Origin of the sequence: Vibrio rarus (genome assembly GCF_024347075.1) — a bacterium.
Lineage (GTDB): Bacteria > Pseudomonadota > Gammaproteobacteria > Enterobacterales > Vibrionaceae > Vibrio > Vibrio rarus.
On record NZ_AP024900.1, the window covers coordinates 1,579,029 to 1,598,851 of the forward strand.

The 19,823-nt window shown below is 43.1% G+C and carries 19 protein-coding genes; 9 read left to right on the forward strand and 10 right to left on the reverse strand.

The window, feature by feature from the left end; all coding sequences use genetic code 11:
* The first annotated feature begins 215 nt into the window (after window positions 1-215).
* The 5 genes from pepT to arfB all read left to right on the forward strand — a co-directional run bounded on the left by pepT (window position 216) and on the right by arfB (window position 5,645).
* A complete protein-coding gene (gene pepT / locus OCU56_RS07340; protein ID WP_261872583.1) occupies window positions 216-1,451 on the forward strand; it encodes a peptidase T in 1,236 nt (411 codons plus the stop codon).
* A gap of 277 nt (window positions 1,452-1,728) precedes the next feature.
* Window positions 1,729-2,001 carry a hypothetical protein gene (locus OCU56_RS07345; protein ID WP_261872584.1) on the forward strand — a complete coding sequence of 91 codons (273 nt, stop codon included), beginning with the start codon at window positions 1,729-1,731 and terminating at the stop codon, window positions 1,999-2,001.
* 155 nt (window positions 2,002-2,156) lie between these two features.
* Complete coding sequence (locus OCU56_RS07350; RefSeq protein ID WP_261872585.1) at window positions 2,157-2,750, forward strand: class I SAM-dependent methyltransferase; 594 nt, start codon at window positions 2,157-2,159, stop codon at window positions 2,748-2,750.
* The gene (locus OCU56_RS07355) at window positions 2,751-5,219 is read left to right on the forward strand and encodes a DEAD/DEAH box helicase family protein (protein WP_261872586.1); all 2,469 of its coding nucleotides are present in this window, start codon (window positions 2,751-2,753) and stop codon (window positions 5,217-5,219) included.
* A gap of 15 nt (window positions 5,220-5,234) precedes the next feature.
* The gene (gene arfB, locus OCU56_RS07360) at window positions 5,235-5,645 is read left to right on the forward strand and encodes an alternative ribosome rescue aminoacyl-tRNA hydrolase ArfB (RefSeq protein WP_261872587.1); all 411 of its coding nucleotides are present in this window, start codon (window positions 5,235-5,237) and stop codon (window positions 5,643-5,645) included.
* 26 nt (window positions 5,646-5,671) lie between these two features.
* Here the strand turns inward: arfB and OCU56_RS07365 are convergent, their stop codons facing one another.
* The 9 genes from OCU56_RS07365 to OCU56_RS07405 form a co-directional block, all read right to left on the reverse strand.
* Window positions 5,672-6,091 carry a VF530 family protein gene (locus OCU56_RS07365; RefSeq protein WP_261872588.1) on the reverse strand — a complete coding sequence of 140 codons (420 nt, stop codon included), beginning with the start codon at window positions 6,089-6,091 and terminating at the stop codon, window positions 5,672-5,674.
* Between the two features lie 157 nt (window positions 6,092-6,248).
* Window positions 6,249-6,803, reverse strand: a complete 555-nt coding sequence (locus OCU56_RS07370) for a DUF2301 domain-containing membrane protein (RefSeq protein WP_261872589.1) — start codon at window positions 6,801-6,803, stop codon at window positions 6,249-6,251.
* A gap of 4 nt (window positions 6,804-6,807) precedes the next feature.
* Window positions 6,808-7,515, reverse strand: a complete 708-nt coding sequence (locus OCU56_RS07375; protein ID WP_261872590.1) for a hypothetical protein — start codon at window positions 7,513-7,515, stop codon at window positions 6,808-6,810.
* Window positions 7,516-7,581: 66 nt separating this feature from the next.
* The gene (gene trhA / locus OCU56_RS07380) at window positions 7,582-8,235 is read right to left on the reverse strand and encodes a PAQR family membrane homeostasis protein TrhA (RefSeq protein WP_261872591.1); all 654 of its coding nucleotides are present in this window, start codon (window positions 8,233-8,235) and stop codon (window positions 7,582-7,584) included.
* A gap of 325 nt (window positions 8,236-8,560) precedes the next feature.
* Window positions 8,561-9,373, reverse strand: coding sequence for a phosphonate ABC transporter, permease protein PhnE (phnE, locus tag OCU56_RS07385; RefSeq protein WP_261872592.1), 813 nt, complete (start codon window positions 9,371-9,373; stop codon window positions 8,561-8,563).
* Window positions 9,374-9,385: 12 nt separating this feature from the next.
* On the reverse strand, window positions 9,386-10,186 hold the full coding sequence (gene phnE, locus OCU56_RS07390; RefSeq protein ID WP_261872593.1) for a phosphonate ABC transporter, permease protein PhnE: 801 nt from the start codon (window positions 10,184-10,186) through the stop codon (window positions 9,386-9,388).
* Window positions 10,183-10,998, reverse strand: coding sequence for a phosphonate ABC transporter ATP-binding protein (gene phnC, locus OCU56_RS07395; RefSeq protein WP_261872594.1), 816 nt, complete (start codon window positions 10,996-10,998; stop codon window positions 10,183-10,185). Before phnC ends, phnE (OCU56_RS07390) begins: the two co-directional genes overlap by 4 nt.
* A gap of 116 nt (window positions 10,999-11,114) precedes the next feature.
* Entirely contained in the window at window positions 11,115-12,053 is a 939-nt protein-coding gene (gene phnD, locus OCU56_RS07400) for a phosphate/phosphite/phosphonate ABC transporter substrate-binding protein (protein WP_261872595.1), read from the reverse strand.
* 502 nt (window positions 12,054-12,555) lie between these two features.
* On the reverse strand, window positions 12,556-13,503 hold the full coding sequence (locus OCU56_RS07405) for an IS30 family transposase (protein ID WP_261872596.1): 948 nt from the start codon (window positions 13,501-13,503) through the stop codon (window positions 12,556-12,558).
* A gap of 521 nt (window positions 13,504-14,024) precedes the next feature.
* Here OCU56_RS07405 and OCU56_RS07410 point away from each other — a divergent pair.
* The 4 genes from OCU56_RS07410 (at window position 14,025) to OCU56_RS07425 (ending at window position 19,415) form a co-directional block, all read left to right on the forward strand.
* Entirely contained in the window at window positions 14,025-14,558 is a 534-nt protein-coding gene (locus tag OCU56_RS07410) for an opioid growth factor receptor-related protein (protein WP_261872597.1), read from the forward strand.
* A 228-nt stretch (window positions 14,559-14,786) separates the two neighbouring features.
* Window positions 14,787-16,196 (forward strand): PTS glucose transporter subunit IIBC, encoded by a 1,410-nt coding sequence (gene ptsG, locus OCU56_RS07415; protein WP_261872598.1) that lies wholly within the window; start codon window positions 14,787-14,789, stop codon window positions 16,194-16,196.
* A gap of 329 nt (window positions 16,197-16,525) precedes the next feature.
* Window positions 16,526-17,911, forward strand: a complete 1,386-nt coding sequence (locus tag OCU56_RS07420; RefSeq protein WP_261874791.1) for an SLC13 family permease — start codon at window positions 16,526-16,528, stop codon at window positions 17,909-17,911.
* 181 nt (window positions 17,912-18,092) lie between these two features.
* On the forward strand, window positions 18,093-19,415 hold the full coding sequence (locus OCU56_RS07425) for a BamA/TamA family outer membrane protein (RefSeq protein ID WP_261872599.1): 1,323 nt from the start codon (window positions 18,093-18,095) through the stop codon (window positions 19,413-19,415).
* Here OCU56_RS07425 and OCU56_RS07430 read toward each other — a convergent pair.
* Entirely contained in the window at window positions 19,399-19,821 is a 423-nt protein-coding gene (locus tag OCU56_RS07430; RefSeq protein WP_261872600.1) for a hypothetical protein, read from the reverse strand. The genes OCU56_RS07425 and OCU56_RS07430 overlap by 17 nt on opposite strands.
* Window positions 19,822-19,823: the final 2 nt, after the last annotated feature.

Here is a 19,823-nt window from a genome sequence, read left to right on the forward strand (position 1 = left end):
CACCACTACGTAAGCAACTGTTAAATAAGAAAAAAATAATTTATATTTCATTTTCTGTATTTAATTTTGCTAATTTGAGCGCATTGACAGCCTCATTCAATGCTCTGCCGACTCTCTTCATAAATAAAACTCTGCTATTTCTGATTTATCACAACGCCTTTTATTTTATATAGGGGGATACTAGACAGACGAAGCAATCATAAAGGAATAATAGAATGACCCAATTAGTGGAACGCTTTCTGCGCTATGTGAGCATTGACACACAATCAGATGAACAACAAGAGCAATGCCCGAGCACATTAGGACAGTACCTATTAGCGCAGCAGTTAACACAAGAGCTTATGCAGTTAGAACTGCATAATGTCACTTTAGATGACAACGGCTACGTCACTGCAAAACTGCCTTCAAACGTTCACTATCACGTGCCGCCTATTGGCTTTATTGCTCATATGGATACCGCTCCGGATGCTTTGGGGAAAAACGTTAAACCTCAAGTCATCAAAAACTATCAAGGGGGAGACATTGTACTGGGTAGTTCTAATGAGGTGCTGTCCCCTGTTCAATACCCCGATCTTAATGCCCTACACGGGCACGATCTGATTACTACTGATGGTACAACGTTACTAGGGGCTGACAATAAAGCCGGTATTGCTGAAATCATCACCGCTATCGCCTATTTAAAAGAGAACCCGCAAATTCCCCATGGAGACATTTGCATTGCCTTTACTCCTGATGAAGAAATTGGTAGAGGGGCCGATCTATTTGATGTGCCAAAGTTTGCTGCACAATGGGCCTATACCGTAGATGGAGGACCTGTCGGTGAGCTTGAATATGAAAACTTTAATGCGGCCACTGCCACCATTATTTGCCATGGGGTGAACGTTCATCCGGGAACGGCAAAAAACAAAATGATAAATTCCATGAATATCGCGGCCAAGTTTCAGCGATTAATGCCTGAGCAAGAAACCCCTGAATGTACCGATGGTTATGAAGGTTTCTATCATTTAACCGCTATGAAATCTTCGGTGGCACGCACAGAATTGTCTTATATTCTTCGTGATTTTTCCCAGCAAGGATTGCAACAGCGTAAAGCATTTATGCAACAAGCTACCGAGCAACTTAACCAACAACTGCAACAAGGTCATGTGGAGTTATTGGTTCAGGATAGTTATGCAAATATGCGAGAAATGGTGGAGCCTCATCCGCACATTATAGAGCTAGCAAAACACGCTATGCTCGATTGTGGGATCAGTCCAGATATAAAGCCAATTCGCGGTGGCACTGATGGTGCGAGACTCTCTTTTATGGGATTACCCTGCCCAAATATTTTTACTGGCGGTTATAATTTCCACGGAATTCATGAGTTCATTTCCATCAATGGAATGCAACAAGCAGTGGCTGTATTGGTCAAACTGGCTGAAAATACCGCGTTAAATGCTCAAGTAAAATAATAGATACACGGGTGTGCCAAGCGCCTCAAGCTAGGCACACCAATGCGTAAGACAACCTCGACAAGTTGACTCAACGTCCTCACCTTCTCACCTGACGCAAAAAAAACACTCTTAAAAAATTATCAGCGTAAAACAGATTTAAAGTTGCTTTACTGCACAAAAAACGAACTTTTATAATGATGTGGCGCATACTGGCAAACATTTGTTACAAGTCTCATATAGACTGCAAATCAAACACATGTTAATTATTTACAGTATCTATCAATTATAAGAGAGAATGTTTATGTTTTCCGTGACGTTAATGCCCAGTGATTACAACTCACCGCTTTGTCCAATTTTAAAAAGTACCTTGTCTGAAAATCTTTATGATTACTTCGATGCGTCTTCAGTTGAATTTTGGGAAACCAATGAAGAGCAAATAATCTTTATTGATAAAGCAAAACAAGAGACTCAATGGGGCATCACAATTAATGCTGATAATCGAGTTGTATTAGAAGAGTTCCTTGCCAATATGGAAAGTCCGGTACCACTAAATGTACTTAAACCATAACGCCTCAAACCTATTCACCTAGCCAATAGGTTATATATCTATTGGCTATTTATTTGAATTATGATGTAAAACTCTTCGTCTTTATATTGCGCACTTTCAAAACAACATCAACAAAAAAATTTGCTATCATGGCACCTTGTCACTAAGGAATGTCCATGAACAGCACCACTCAATACTATAACCAAAATGCTCAACAATTTTTTGATTCCACTGTTGATGTTGAAATGCAATCCTTATATCAAACATTTCTTCCTTTACTGCCCCATAACGCGCGTATTTTAGATGCTGGTTGTGGCTCAGGTCGCGATAGCCAAGCCTTTTTACAACGCGGTTATTCTGTGGATGCCTTTGATGCAAGCTCTAAGTTGGTGACCTTAGCTCGCCAATTGACAGGTTGCGCTGTTTCGCAATCGACCTTTATGGATTTTACCGCCCAACCGAATAGCTATGATGGGATCTGGGCTTGTGCCTCACTGCTACACGTACCGGAAAGTGAACTGAAAGCCACTTTTATACATTTGAGTCAATTTTTAAAATCATCCGGCCTATTTTACTGCTCATTTAAGCTCGGCGAACAAGAGGTGGAACGAAACGGTCGCTTCTTTTGTGATCTCACCGCCCGTAAACTGCATCAAATGGTAAGCAGTACCCAAGTATTAACCGTGGCATCACACTGGGAAACAAGGGATGTGAGAGCGGGACGTGAAAATGAGAAATGGCTCAATGCAATATTAAAGAAGCGTGTTTAAATGCCTAATCACTCTCTTACCCTAAAAAATAACGTTCTTACCACAGGCGGACAAGACCGCTTACTAGAACAGCTGTTATTTGCCATTAATCACGCCACTGAAATTGATATTGCGGTGTCGTTTATTCAAAACTCTGGGCTGCAATTACTGCTTCCCGCAATCGAAGAAGCCATAGAACGTGCTAATGACAGCGCAAACTCTCTACACATTAGACTGTTGACTTCCGACTATTTAGGAATCACTGACCCCATCGCCCTGCGCTCTTTAATGGCCATTGCATCACCCAACACACAAGTCAGAGTCTTTGCCACAAAAGAAACGGGCTTTCATATGAAATCCTTCATCTTTGTTCGCAGTGATAAAGAAAACACATTTTATAGTGGCAGTGCCTTTGTCGGCTCGAACAATATTAGCCGTGCCGCATTGACTCACGCCCACGAATGGTGCCTGCGCTTTGATCATAAAGAACCTAAGCACTCCTTTGAGGCGCAGCAATTTCAACTCATTAGGCAAGAGTTTCATAAAATATTTCATCATCAAAATGCCATCCCTCTCAGCGATAGCTGGATAGATCAATATATTGCCCAAAGACAACCGACTTTAGCGCTGAATCTAGTGAGTGATATGGGACTAGAAGCCGATGAGGTGTATGTCCCTAACAGCGTTCAAATTGAGGCATTACAAGCCCTTGCGACAACAAGAGAGCAAGGTAATAGCAGAGGACTGGTGGTATTAGGCACGGGTATGGGGAAAACATGGTTATCTGCCTTTGACGCCATGCAAATGAAGGCTAAAAAAGTGTTATTTGTGGCTCATAGAGAAGAGATATTAACTCAAGCCCTCAATACTTACACCAAACTGTGGCCCAATCGCTGTGCAGGATATTTTAATCGCACAGAAAAATCCGCTGATAAAGAATTACTCTTTGCTTCCGTACAAACATTAGGCAAGCAACGACATTTGCAGCAGTTTGATCAACAGCATTTCGACTATATTGTGATTGATGAGTTTCATCACGCCAGTGCCAGCACCTACCAAAACATTCTTAATTACTTTGCCCCTAAATTTTTATTAGGACTCACCGCGACACCGGAGCGTACCGACCAAGCCGACATTCTCTCTTTATGTAATAACAACCTCATTTTTGAACGTAATCTAGTGCATGGTATTAATGATGGCCTGCTGGTGCCCTTCCATTATTACGGTATTTGGGATGATACACTCGACTATCAAGCCATCCCTTGGCGCAATGGCAAGTTTGACCCTAGCTCCCTAGAAGCGAAATTTGCCACCACCAAACGTGCTCATCACATATTCAAGCACTGGCTTGAACATCAACAAAGTCGCACTCTGGCATTTTGTGTCTCCATTACTCATGCAGACTATATGGCACAACAGTTTAATCACTACTTCTCTAACCACGGCTTTAAAGCGGTCGCCGTTCACAGCCAATCTCACCTACGACGCAATGAAGCATTGGCACAATTAAACCGTGGCGCGATACAGGTACTGTTCTGTGTGGATCTCTTTAACGAAGGCACTGACTTACCGGCCATTGATACTATTTTGATGATAAGGCCCACTCAATCCAACATCATCTTCTTGCAACAACTAGGGCGTGGATTGCGAGTTTCGGCCGATAAATCTCACCTTGTCGTATTGGACTTTTTAGGTAACCACCACTCCTTTTTAAAACGCAGTGATCTTTTCCAACTGCCTAATGCTGCTGAACGCAATACACAACAAGTTCAGGACAACCCGGCCCAATACTCGGCACTGCCAACCCTTGGTAAAGGGTGCTACGTTAATATTGCCCCGCAAGCCCTAGACTTTTGGCAAGGGTTACAACAACGCTTTCAACATACCGCCATTGATGAATTTCAATTACTGGAAGCACGCCTTGGCCATAGACCCACGGCCAGTGAGTTTTACCATGGGGGATACCAACTGAATAAAGTCAATAAACAGCATGGCAGTTGGTTTGATTTAGTCGCGCACTTCTCCGATGATCCCTCACTAAATCAGTGCATCAAAACCTACCAAGGGTTTTTATTAAAACATGTACAAATGACGTCAATGTCAAAGTGCTTTAAACCTATCTTACTAGAAGCGTTTCTTGAGCTAGATGGCTTTCATCGCCCGCCAACACTCATGGCACTGGCAGAAAAAAGCTGGCACATATTAAAGACCTATCCGACGCTGTTTGCCAATGAACTGTCGGACAATTTTCAGAATATCTCGCCTTCAACGACAAAGTGGATTAGCTATTGGAAAGGCAATCCTATTAAGGCGTTTACTAATAAAACCAAACAGGACGCCATCAGTGCCTTTTCTATCAAAGATGACTGTTTTGTGGCCAATCTTGACATTGCCACACAAGATATCGCACTGCTGCATAGCTTGGTTAAAGAGCTTGTCGATTATCGACTGGCTAAATACATCAAATCCCATTATTCTGACCAACCATAACCGATTAAGAACTGTATGTTACACATCTCAAACAGCGTCACCCTAGCCGACTGGGAAATTGAAATGACCGCGATTCGCGCTCAAGGTGCGGGTGGGCAGAATGTGAATAAAACCTCGTCAGCCATTCATTTACGTTTTGATATTCAGCGTTCTTCATTGCCTGCGGTCTACAAAGAGCGTCTACTGGCACTATCAGATAGCCGAATTACCAGCGATGGGGTCATAGTGATCAAAGCACAGGCGCACCGTACTCAAGATTTGAATAGACAAGATGCCTTACATCGTCTGCAAGCGTTGATAAAAACCGTGACGGTTGTACAAAAAAGACGTCGAGCGACTAAGCCAACCAAAGGGTCTCAAAGGCGACGAGTGGAAGCGAAAAAGAGGAAAGGACAAACTAAATCATTGCGAGGCCGAGTTGTATAACTGCGCCCCGCTCTGTTTCACTTCTATTAACGACGAGAACGCGATGGTGAAGATCGGCGCTCTTGGGCTTTACGTGCTTTAAACGCAGACGCAGCTTTTGCTTGAGAAGCCAAAATAGAATCAACGGTTAATTCCATTGGCTGTTTAGGTTCAATGCCATTAGCAAAGGTACGCATTCTTGGCGGCATCTGCTTTTCTTCTTCGGTTGGGCGTGGCATACGCTTAAAGCGAGAAAGATAAAACGCCTCTAGCTTTTCTCTCGCCCATTCACTTTTGCGCAAGTATTTCACACTGCTGGCAACAGAGGGGTTGGTATGAAAGCAGTTAAAACGCATGGCAGTATCGAGAATATCCCAGCCGTAATGGTCAACTAACTCTTTTACCATATCTTCCAGTTTTAAGCCGTGCAGCGGGTTGTTTTGTAATTCTTCTCTGTTGATACTCATTTGCGTTCACTGTCTGTATTTAAGGAAATCTATTTGCAGGGAGTATAGCAATGAGTGCCTGCAATAGGTACGATAAATCTAACGTCACCGGGTAATTTAACTCTTTATATCTTTTCGTATCCTGCTTTTATTAACAATGGCTGTGCTGTCTAAGGGGTTAAATTTGATACTTCTCTTTGTTCCCTATGTCAAAATGTAAAGGCATTTGCCATTTTTTGACACTGAGAATAGTAAAGATCCCGCCACTGATCCCCAATAAAATAGCCAATAATGTCGGCTCTTTCATCCACAGCATTAATACCGACAAGATCAGCAATAAGGGGACCGCTGTAAGCGCTTTTAGCTTAAAACAATAGGACTCTTTAAAAGCGATCCCTGAAAAGGTCACAAACAAAAATCCACTATAGAGCCATTGCAACTCAGGAAAGAGGATCAATAACACTAATCCTATCCAACTGGACCATGAAATAATGGCACGCACATGTTTGTCATAAACATGTAGGGTTGCCGCACACAACGCAGCGGCAATCGCCATTAAGAAGCGACCTCGCTCCCCCCAAGTGTCCGTGATATCTATATTGAATAAACACAATATATACACCAAGGAAAGGAGCAATAAGGCGACAGAAAATACCGTGATACCGAGGCGATAGGCCAACACACTCACCTTATCTAAACAATCTAACCTTTCTTCATGCTCTGGGTTGGCCATCGATTCAATCTTCTATTATCGGTTGCTGACTAAAAAATATATCGCCGTTTAACGCATTCACTGTGGCAATAAACAGGTGCTGGGCTGCGGACTCACGTTTAAACTGAAATTGAAATTGATCTATTAGGGTGAACATCGCTAAATCATCACTCTCTATGAGCTCATATCCCCCATCTTGATACAGGTCACTGTTGACCACGATATCATGAGCCACGCTACGAGCTTTATTTCGATTAAACCTAGGCTGTGTGGAGGCATTAGCTGGATAGTTTTGTCCATCGAATTTAAGTAGCCTTAACGTACCATCACTCCATACGGCTATGTTTTTCCAACCGTTAGTGTCGGTATGAGAAAGTAATATAGGGCGTTTCACTACACTCATGGAGCTCATCAATTGTTGCGAAGAGTCAAATAAGAAGGCACTACAACCTCCTGAACCACAAAAGTAAGGATCTTGCATTAATATCAGTAATTCATCTTCTGTATCGCCATTTAAATCGGCATAGGCATACAAAAAACCATAAGAGCGTTTCGTTAAGCCCGCCGGAGACAGTACTTGTTCAAACAGCACGGTTTGGATGGGATCGGTGGGCTCATCTACAGTGATGGGCGCAGATTCCGATACGGATTGGCAGCCAAAGAGCAAGGGGGTAAGCAGTAAGAACATACCAACATAACCCACTGTAATTGCAGTAACCTTTTGCGTAAACATAGCGATCTCCTCCCTTCTTTTACAAGCTAGGGCATATCACTTAATTGTTCAACGAAGCAGGTTATATCATACGGGTTTTATATAGAAGTAAATGGCAAAAAAGTGACTTACCGCACCTGCCAGTACAAAACAGTGCCAAATTGCATGGTTAAATGGGATGCGCTTACCCACATAGAAAATAACCCCAAAAGAGTAAAACCCACCGCCTATAGCAAGAAAAGTTAACGCTCCCATGGGCAAATTCATCGCCATTTGATAGACAATAATTAACGACAACCACCCCATGACTATGTAACTTATTAGTGAGAAACGCTTAAAGCGATACACAAACACCAACTTCATCACAATACCTAGTATGGCAATGCACCAAATCACGACCATTAAGCCTATGGCGAGTGGCGTACGCAAACCCACCAGCAAAAAAGGCGTATAACTGCCCGCAATAAGCAAATAGATAGCACTGTGATCAAATGTTTTTAGTAATCGCTTGGCCTTCTGATAAGGGACGGCGTGATACAAGGTGGAAGCCAAGAACAGTATGATCATACTGCTACCATAAATGGCCATACTCACAATGGTTAATGTATCTGCATTATGAGCAAACGCCTGATTCAACAGCATCACCAAGGCGGCGATGGCGAAGATCATACCCAGACCATGGGATAATGAGTTGGCTAATTCTTCATTTTTGCTATAAGCGTTTTTATCGGCGTTAGACATATCATTGACTTAGTTAGATGGCTTGTAATAAGTATGTCACGTTTTAGCGTACAACTGTACGCTAATTATTATTAAATAGCCGCTAAGCTCATTACCCCGCCCCATATCCCATTAATCAGCCCAACAAGACCGCTCTCTCCACACACAAAAAGCAGCACTAGATCAATGATTTAGCACTGCTTAATTCAAGAAAATGGCAACAGAAAATCATAAAGGATTATATGCATTCAGTTCCGCAATCTTTGTTTTCACCTGCTTATTTAATGGACAGTCATCCAGCCTATTTCTCAATATATTGATGATGAAACGCTAACCGCCGAACAGTCTAAATTAAGGCGTGTCTCACTTTTGCTGACAGCCACTCAGAGACCACTACCGTGACTAAAATAGAGCAGAAAATAACCGTCACTTGAGGCCAAGCCAGCACCGCCATAGACTCTTGGAGTTTCAAACCTATGCCCCCTGCCCCAACTAAACCCAATACGGTGGACTCGCGAATGTTGATATCCCAGCGAAATAAACTGGTGCCAATAAAACTCGGCAGGACTTGAGGCAACACGCCGTAATCTAATACTTGCAAAGGGGATGCCCCCGTTGCGCGAATGGCCGCAACTTGCGTTTTATTCACCTCTTCGATGGCCTCGTACATCAGTTTTGAAATAAAGCCAATGGAGCGCAGCGCAATGGCAATAATACCGGCCAGCAAACCTGGACCAAGGACCGCCACTAACAATAATGCCCAAATCAAGGAGTTAATAGAGCGACTGGCCGCAATAATAAATAACGCTACCGGTCTCACAAACACCACACTAGGTGTTGTATTATTTGCAGCTAAAAACGCCACAGGAAAAGCCAATACAATACCTAATAATGTGCCTAATGTGGCAATATTTAGGGTATCCCACAACGGTTGCCATAACTGTTCTAAATAGCTCCAACGTGGTGGCCACATGCGTGAACCAATATCCGCTATTTGATTGGGTGAATCAGTGACAAAATACCAAATGGTATCTTCATTCATCAACTGCCACGCAAAGACCACCAGCGCAATAAACGCCAGCCATAAAACCCAATGAGCTAAGGTCTGTTTTTCATCGTATCTACGCCAAACAACAGGCAAAGAATCTAAGTTGTTCATGATATCGTTACCTTACTGCACTTGTTTTCGAATAATGGTCGAGGTGTATTCACACACCATGACAATGGCGATAATGATCAATAAAATGGCGGCCGCTGAGCTATATTCGTAGCGATCCATCGCTGTATTGAGCGTGCCACCAATCCCCCCAGCACCGACGATACCTATCACCGCAGATTCACGGAAATTAATGTCTAAACGATACATAGATAAACCAATAAAGCGTGGCATCACTTGTGCCTGTACCGCATAGTTTACTTGCTGTAGCCAACTGGCGCCGGTGGCCTTCATCGCGGTAAAGGGCGCAGGATCTATCCCCTCTATTTCATCGGCAAAAAGCTTAGCTAAAAAACCAATAGTAGCAAACGTGAGTGTCACAAAACCGGCAAAGGTACCAAAGCCAAACAAGGCGACACATAAAATAGCAATGATAATTTCCTGAAAACTTCTCGCCACTGCAATAAAACTACGACAAAACAGATAGATAGGTTTTGGTGCAAGGTTTTTTGCCGCACCCAAACCAAAGGGAATGGATAGCAATACCCCTGCCACTGTAGAGGTCAGAGTCATGGTCAGGCTTTCCAGTAGACCTTTTGAAATATTATCCCAACGCCCAGAAAAATCAGGGTTAAAGAAGGCAACAATAAATCGCCATCCTCGTTCACTTCCTTCGTAAATACGCGCCCAATTGATCTCTACCGACTGCGTTGCCAAATATAGGTAGGCTATGGCCACTAATGTTAAACCCCAACGTAACCATCGACTTGAGATAAAGGGAGGCTTGTGCCAGGTAGTTGAATACGGCTTATTCATGCGAGCGCCTCAGTCAAGTGAACCGTCTCTGTTTCATTTTCTGTTGTGTGTTCGGTAGGCAAGTTCCAATCTTCTTGACCATAAATGTCAGTCAGGGCATGTTCATTAAGCTGGCTTGGCTTGCCATCAAACACCACCTCTCCCGCTTTCAAACCCACAATGCGTTGTACAAATTTTTTCGCCAGTTCTACATCGTGAATATTAATGATGGCTGGTAGTTGGTGCTCTTCACAAATTTCGCTGATCAAACGCATGATTTGACGTGCGGTACGAGGATCAAGCGCTGCCGTAGGCTCATCAATCAACAGCAATTTTGGTTTTTGCGCTAAAGCACGAGCAATACCGACACGTTGACGCTGCCCACCAGAAAGGGCATCCGCTCTTTTATTGGCGTGCTCTAACAAGCCAACACGGTCAAGTAACGCATAAGCCGCTTGTACGTCTTTGGCTGGATAACGACGAGTAAAACTGCGCCAAAAACCCACATAACCTAAACGGCCTGACAATACGTTTTCCATAACGGTTAAACGCTCAATAAGGGCATATTCTTGGAAGATCATTCCTATCTCACGGCGAGCTTGACGCAGATTCGATTTTGACAGTTTGACCAGATCCTTATCAGAAAATAGCACTTGCCCTTGAGTGGGCTCTGTCAGGCGATTAATACAACGAATCAAGGTAGATTTACCCGCGCCCGACGGCCCGATCAAACCCACAACTTCACCGGGTTCAACGGTAAAGCTGACATCAGTAAGTGCTTTATCCGATGCCGAATAATGCTTAGTTAAGCCCTTTAGAATGAGAGTAGACATAATTTCCATTTGCAGATAGTAGCGGTTCGTTTGAACCTGAGAACAAAATTCGGGCTAAATGCGCTCAATGTGCGCCTATTTAACCCGACATTGACAACAACAATGTGACAGGCAGTCTAGCTACAGGTGTAAGAAACCTTGTTAGCCGTATCAATAGTGCGAATAACTTGCCAGTGCTCTTGATACGTAATAGGAATAAATTGTGCTTCACCGTTACGACCAAACTCTTGTTCAAGCTTGGTTCCCTTCCAGTCAAAGGTGAAAAACGCTTGTTGGATCTTCTGTTGTAGTTCTGGCGCTAAGTTATGCGCTGTACCGTAAGAGGTGGTTGGAAAGGTTTGTGATTTATAAATAGAGGTTATTTGCTCTGGTTTAACGACATCACGCGCATACATACGGTTAAGCACCGAGTTGGCAATGGCGGCAGCGTCATAATCTTGGTGCGCTACACCGAGTATTGAATTGTCGTGTGCACCAGAAAATGCCGGTTTGAAATCGGCTTCCGGTTTCATGCCATATTCCGCAGCCAAAATAGCCGATGGCGCTTTAAAACCTGAATTCGACGTTTGCGAGGTAAAGGCTAGGTTCTTGCCTTTAAGATCGGCCACCGATGTGATCCCAGATTTCGGATGAGTAATAATTTCCATCTCATAGCCAAAAGAACCGTCTTCCCCTGCCATCATAGTAAATGGGGCAAAACCTGCGCAATTTACCGCAAGTGGCGTGGAACCGGTATTAAAACCTGCAATATGCAAACGGCCCGACCGCATTGCTTCAATTTGCGCCGCATTATTTTGCACTGGGAAGAAACGGACTTTTTTGCCCGTTGTCGTTTCAAGGTGCGCCAGGAACTCACTCCAAACATCGGCATAAACGGCGGGATCTTCTACCGGAGTATAAGCAAAGATAAGTGTTGAAGGGTCCGCCCATTCAGCTTGATTTAAAGGAACATCAGCAACTAGGTTGCCACTGCGATCTTGATAACGAGAGTCCATTGCTGAAACGGCTGCAGAGAACATGAGTGCAGTAACTACTGCAGTCTTAACTAACTTCATTATTTTTCCTAAACAGTGATTGAGTTCGGAAAGTAAGTTAGTCCAATTTGATGACAGTTAAGTTTAAACTTTATTAAAAAATTATGTACAGGTTAAGCTCTCTCCCACCTTAGTACATCTAGTAAAAAGTACATCCAGAGCCCTAACCTTTGTTTTCATATAAGGTGACTAAAGTAGATTAGTCTATCCTTTAACTAGCTTTCATATAAATACGGAACACACCTACATGAAAAAACCGTTACTCATTGCTGTTGTCATCGTCCTGGCAGGAATTTTTATCTGGAATAACAATAGTGCCTTAGCACAAGTCTGTTCTTCAGTGAGTGCTGTACAACACCAATTTCCCGTTAAATGCAGTAAAGCCCGCGCTCTTAACGTATTCGAATAAATTAACTAACCGATGCTCTACAAACGCTATTGCATCGGTTACATTTTTACTCCTTAACGTATATAAAGTATATTTACTCCCGAATTCAACTCCGAAGTGCGACATTCTTAATATTCAAGTAGCCTCCATCATTTCTCTAAAAATGACAGCAGGTTGCTTGAACCCTAAACACTTTTTTGGACGATAATTAATTCGTTGTTGCGCCCTTTCAATATCATCATCACTAACCGTTCTTAGATCTGTTCCTTTCTTTACGTACTGTCTCAACAGGCCGTTAGCATTTTCATTCGCTCCTCGTTCACAAGAGCTGTAAGGGTGTGCGAAGTACACGTCGGTTTCTAATGCCCGTGCTATTTCTTCATGACCTGCAAACTCACGACCATTATCTGCGGTAATAGTATGAACGAACGCTTTATAAGGCATCAGCATTGCTATGGTTGCGTTAGTCACGTCTTTTGCTGACTTAGAGGGCACTTTCTGTGTCAGATAAAAACGCGTTTGACGCTCTAAGAGAGTGACAATTGCCCCCGTTCCATGCTTGCCTAAGACCGTATCAATTTCCCAGTCACCAAAGCGTTCACGACTATCAACAATGTCAGGCCTTTCATCTATTGAAACTGCGTTTTTGATTGCAGGTGCTTTCTCTGTCTTGCCCCGTCGATACCGCTTATGGCCTTGGCGCAAGTGCTTAAATAGCTTTCCACCTTGTCGCTTATTACGAGCGACGAATCGGTAAATCCACTCATGGCTCACTTTAGCCCCTGCGCGGGTTAAGACATTAGATATTTGCTCTGGACTCCAATCGATAGACAACAGAACCTCAATAAAATCTATACGCGATTGAGGTACTTGATACTTACGGGCTTGCCGTCGTTTTTCTATTGATTGATGATGTGCTTTGTCTGGCCGATATTGTTCTTTCTTGCTACATCGTTTCAGCTCTCGATAAACGGTTGAGCGATGGCATTTAACTGTCTTAGCAATTTCAGATATTGAAATTCCCCGTTCCAAAAGGGCAGAAATTTGATATCTTCTTCCCTCGGTCAACTGCTGATAATTCATAGTAGTTCTGCTTGTTTCTTTGGCGAGAAGAGCGTACCACTTTCGGCAGTTGGCTTCCTCTTCTATGCCTTTCCATGAATGTCGCAGTTATTATCTGAAATCGGGCTTAACTACTATCTAATATAGTTAATCCCCCATAATCATCGTTTCATACAACCACGGATAAATTAGTAATACTTATTCAACCACTTCACCATTCCAAACTTTTAATATTTACAGGCCAAAAAATTAAACCATATTAGTCTTACTTATATTAAATAATATTTTAGTCGGGTTTTGTTTTCATTTTTCCTTTACTAAAATATTAATATAGCGCTCATTACATTTACCGCACGTTAAAATCGCAACGCAAACCCTTAAATAACAGTAACTTACATCCACTCATCGTATAGTGAACTTAGTTTTGCTAATAGCTTTATCTCATCATCTTTAATATTTGAGATATGTATTATAGTTATTAATAATATTATTGTATATGCTACAAGTATCGTACTTGATTCAGATTGTTGTTGGGTTCTGCAATGAATATTATTTGTCAGTTTACACTTGGAAAAAAATACGACCATTATGAGCGAAGTATCGAACAGTTATGGGCTCTAGACCCTTTTTGGCTTGAATACGATCTAGACTATATTCAATGGTTATTTCCGATAGATAACCCTAAGCTTGAGATTATACGAGCACCTATTGTTTGCCAAACAACTCGAGATTACTTTCAAATCAGTGACGTATTGCGTAGGAGACAATTGCATTCATTAAAGGTTATGCTCAATTTTTTTGGTATGGAGATGACAAACAACACGATTAAGCCCCTCGCATCTTTAAATATAAACGATCACCTTTGGTTACAAGCACAAGGGTATAACCATCAACGTATTAGACAAATTATCCGTAGCCTTGCCCTTCTTGGACAGGTAGAGCTCAGTTCTCTCTTTCAAATGGCGATGATTGACACCGCACGCAAACATGGCTGTGTACCAGAGTCAATACTGCAGTATTGGCAAACAGCGAGCCTCATCGAGATGGATTACTCTATAGCATTACCTGAGAGCTAAGATTTATCACCAGAAATACGTTTTGTTTTGCTTCTACTGCCACACTCTTCTTTGCTTCAAGTCCCCCCTATTCTCTCTCTATACAAAGCCTATGCCTTATGCGCTTTGGTGATCTGCTCAAATGTTGCAAAAGTAAACAGTAACTTTGCGATTTTACATTTTGAGTAATGCCCTTAAAACCGTTAATTTTTACAACGAAATAACAAAAATATAATTAAGGGTAATCACATGTTTAAAAACTTCTTTGCTAGCCTATCCAAGGTGGGTAAGGCATTAATGCTACCTATAGCATCAATGCCAGCCGCAGGTATTTTATTAGGTATTGGCTCCGCTAATTTTGCTTTCATTCCACCAATAGTGTCACAACTAATGGCTGAAGCAGGGGGTGCTGTATTTGGTAATTTACCACTCATCTTTGCATTAGGTGTCGCCATATCTTTTACTGACAACGATGGTGTGGGAGCCGTTGCTGCAGGTATTGGGTACTACGTATTAATTGCCACCTTAAAAGTCATGGCTGGCGTACTGGGCGTTGACCATATTGATATGGGGGTACTCGGGGGGATTATTTCCGGTGCTGTCGGCGCTTATATGTTCAACCGCTTCTATACTATTAAAATGCCCGCTTACTTAGGCTTTTTTGCCGGTAAACGGTTTGTCCCTATCATTACTTCATTTGCCATGTTATTGCTCGGTATTGTTCTGGCATTCATTTGGCAACCTATTGGCCTTGGTATCGATGCCTTTGGTCATTGGGCGACAGAGCAAAATCCTGTTATGGCTTTCTGGGCCTACGGCACTGCAGAGCGTGCATTGATCCCATTTGGATTACACCACGTCATTAATGTCATTATTCAATTACAAGCTGGAGACTTTACTAACGCAGCAGGTCAAGTGTTCCACGGTGAAATCCCACGCTTTTTTGCCGGTGATCCTAATGCGGGAAACCTAGCGGGAGGCTACTTATTTAAAATGTTCGGGCTACCTGCAGCCGCCATTGCTATTGGTCGCGCCGCGAAACCCGAGAACCGAGTGAAAGTGATGGGGATCATGATTTCTGCGGCACTCACCTCTTTTCTTACCGGAATTACCGAGCCTATTGAATTTGCGTTCTTATTTATATCACCGGCTCTTTATGTCATTCACGCTATCATGGCGGGTCTGGCCTACCCACTGTGTATACTGTTAGGGGTAAAACATGGCTATAGCTTCAGTGCTGGACTCATTGATTATTTAACCTTTTACGGAATCTCCACTAAAGGTTGGATGATCATCCCTCTCGGTTTGGCTTATGCGGCGGTGTACTACGCTGTATTTACAGCATTTATCAAGGGGTTCAACTTGAAAACACCTGGGCGTGAAGAAACCAAACAACGGGCCACGACGAGACTACAAGGCGATGAATTTACCAAAGCGCTAATAGAAGCATTTGGCGGTAAAGAAAACATTGTCTCAGCAGATGCCTGCATCACTCGTTTAAGAATGCAAGTGAATGACCAACAACAAGTGGATGATGCCAAACTCAAACAGTTAGGCGCCGCTGGCGTGTTGCGAGTAGGCACTGGGATCCAAGCTATCTTTGGTGGCAATAGCGACGTCTATAAAACGCAAATGCTAAACTACATGAAAAACCATTAACCACACATAGGTTACTATCACGAAGTGCTCTGACTAAGAGCACTTCTTTTTACTGCTACTTTTCTTATTACTTCACCACTATCCATAGCTCGAATACAAAATTTCTTTAATCACATCAGTTTGTTACATTAACTTTGTGATCGCCACTGCGCCCATAACAATAATTTAACCTCATTAATGATGCGGTTAACGATTTTGCAATGTACCCGTTTCAAATCCCTCTTACGCATGTAACCATTTCTTCACTATAAATAGTACCCCTGCTATAGCTCTATTAAAAACGTAACCGTAATAGAGCCAAATATAAACGGTTTATGAGGAACATGACTATGCATCGAAATGACAACATGCCACTCCCCAGTAACACTCGTGAGTGGCTTATAAACAAAAACAGTCTCATTATTCTGGCTGATATCGTTCTCTTTTTTGCTCTATACAAAGTACTACCGTTTGAACCGCAAGTGGTTCTAGGCATCTGTATTTTAACCTTCATTGCCGTTCTGTGGTTAACCGAGGCGTTGCATGTCACCGTCACGGCTATCTTAGTGCCCATTCTTGCGGTGGTGTTTGATATTTTCAATACACAAACAGCGATGAACAATTTTTCTAACCCGATTATTTTCCTCTTTTTAGGAGGATTTGCATTAGCTGCCGCCATGCATGTGCAAGGGTTAGATAAGGTCATCGCCGATAAAGTACTCATTTTAGCCAAAGGAAAAATGAGCACCGCGGTCTTCATGCTATTTGGTGTGACGGCCGGTTTATCCATGTGGATCAGCAACACGGCCACTGCAGCAATGATGCTTCCTATGGTGTTAGGTGTATTAAGTAAAGTGGATGCAGGTAAAGAACGTAACACCTATGTCTTTGTGTTATTGGGCGTCGCTTATAGCGCCAGTATTGGCGGCATCGCTACCGTTGTTGGCTCCCCACCCAACGCCATTGCAGCAGCTGCGGTGGATCTCACCTTTGTTGAGTGGATGGCGTTTGGTTTACCGGCCTCCATTATTTTGCTACCGATTGCTATTGCCACTTTATACTTTGCCCTTAAACCCAATTTACAAGGCACCTTTGAGATCAACCACAAACCTGTCGCCTGGGATAAAGGGAAAGTGGTGACCCTAGCCATTTTTGCGTTAACCGTATTTTGCTGGATTTTTAGTAAGCCTATCAATGCTATGCTCGGTGGCATATCAAGGTTTGATACTATCATTGCTCTCAGTGCAATAGTGCTGGTAAGTTTTGCTCGTGTTGTTCACTGGAAAGATATTGAAAAAACCGCAGACTGGGGTGTATTGATCCTGTTTGGTGGCGGGATCTGTCTTAGCAACGTACTAAAGACAACAGGCACCAGTGTCTTTTTAGCTAACTCTCTAAGTAACTTAGTGGCCGATTTTGGCTTAATCTTTATTATTGCTTCTATTGCGCTATTTGTTGTTTTCCTGACGGAGTTTGCTAGTAATACAGCCAGCGCTGCGCTGTTAATCCCCATTTTTGCCAGTGTTGCACAGGCGTTAGGTGTGCCACCGGTGATTTTATCGGTACTGATTGCCGTAGCCGCTTCGTGCGCCTTTATGCTACCTGTGGCCACACCTCCAAATGCCATCGTATTTGGTTCAGGGCATATTAAACAACAAGAGATGATGCGAGTGGGTATTCTTCTCAATATCGCCTGTATTATCGCATTAACCTTAATTGCCATGTTACTCTGGTAAGCGCCTCCCCTAAAAAAGAGACAACACTACGCACTCATGTTGTCTCTTTTTTCTCCATTTAGTTCCCTAGTTTCCACTCATTGCACACTCTTTACTTTCTTAGGTTTGCCTAAGTGTTTTTTACTTGTATTATCTTGCACATAAACACATTTCATATTCGAGCAGGATGCTCAAAATACTCATGTATAAAGCTAATTTTATCGGCACTTTTTATCTCTTTATTGCCTGTTGTGCCATTATCTCTTTTTCCCTTTCTGCCGCGACCCCTGTGGGCATGAAATATACGATCACACGCGCAGAAAACGCCAACAACAGTAAAAACAGCATGGCACTTCCCTATCTCTTTTCCTCTGAAACTATGGGCTTAAATGTCGGTGTCGGTGGTGTAATACAAGGGGTGGGACAAGAGCAATTGGTTCTCGGGGCAACAACATGGGCAGGAGCCGAAAGCTACGGCGTATCCGCTGGGCTATGGAACTATCGCCCGTGGTTTGCCAACCGCGCTTTTGTCTCCATTGCCGGCATGTACGCTTACTTCCCTGATCAACGAGCGTATACTAATGGACAACTGCCTTGGCCCAGTGACACCCCTCGTCCTGGTAGCTCCGGCTCTAGCCCCGATGATTTCATTCAAGGTGAAGGCTTCTCCAATTGGCTTGATATTAAAGTGGAATATGTTTTGCCTATTGGCTCGGCAAAAGACGACCCTACCGCCCATTATCATTTACGCAATGGCTTACTGGTCAATGGCCCAAGTAAAACTTATTGGAACCCATTACAAACGGGATCCACTGTGATATTAGCCCGCCAATTTAACCGATATCAATCTTATAAAGCCGCCAACGGTAATGAAAAGGATGGCGATCTCAGCGCGGTTGAGTTAGGCATTCAGTACGATAATACTGACTTTGCCCCCAACCCATCTATGGGCAGTCGGCAATACATCGGCTACACCTTTGAAGGCACCATTATTTCACCAGAAAATAGTTGGGACTTTGTTGAGTTGGATTTAAGTCAGTATTTATCCATTGGCGATAGCCAATGGGCAAGGCAGCGTATATTCGCCTTCAATTTTTGGACAGGGTACTCTCCATCTTGGTCTATCGCCTTTGATGACAATCAAAGCAGCACCCTAAATGCTCCCCCTTATAACGAAGGCGCTACACTGGGTGGCTATAATCGCATGCGCGGATACGACGTCAACCGATTTCATGACAAGGCCAGTTTGTATGCGGCGGCAGAGTATCGCTATACCTTACGTTATAATCCAATAAAAGACGTCTCTTGGTTGCAGTTTCTCAATATTGATTGGTTTCAGCTAGTGGCGTTTGCCGAGGCCGGTCAAGTGGCTCCAAGCTATGATATAGCCGAACTCACTTCAGACATGAAATTTGATGGCGGCTTCGCCGTGCGTGCACTAGCGGCAGGCTTGGTAGTACGTTTTGACTATGCGCTGTCCGAAGAAGGTCAGTATATGTGGTTTATGATCAATCAGCCTTTCTAAACGCAGACCAAGTCACCAATAACATAGGTAATAAGTAGATGAGCGTGGATATCATATCAAGATAGGTGTGGTAGCCTTGGTGATGCATGAGTTGCATGTAGGCCAATAGCGAAATCACAGCGATCACTTGCCCAAGACGTGGACCTTTAAGCGTAATATGCACAACAAACACCAATGCAATGGCCGTATGAGTACTGTAGTCTGCAGAAAATGACGGCCAAATAGAAAGCCATTCATCCATCATCATCGAGCCATACACTAAAGCGATGCAGAAAAGCTGCGCCTTAACACAGCAAATACGCAACTGAGGCGAGGCACTTATCAGTAAAAACACACTAGAGATTATCAACACAGGGGTATACAGATCGGCAATTAAGGCCCACTGTTGATAGGTTAACTCAAACAAGC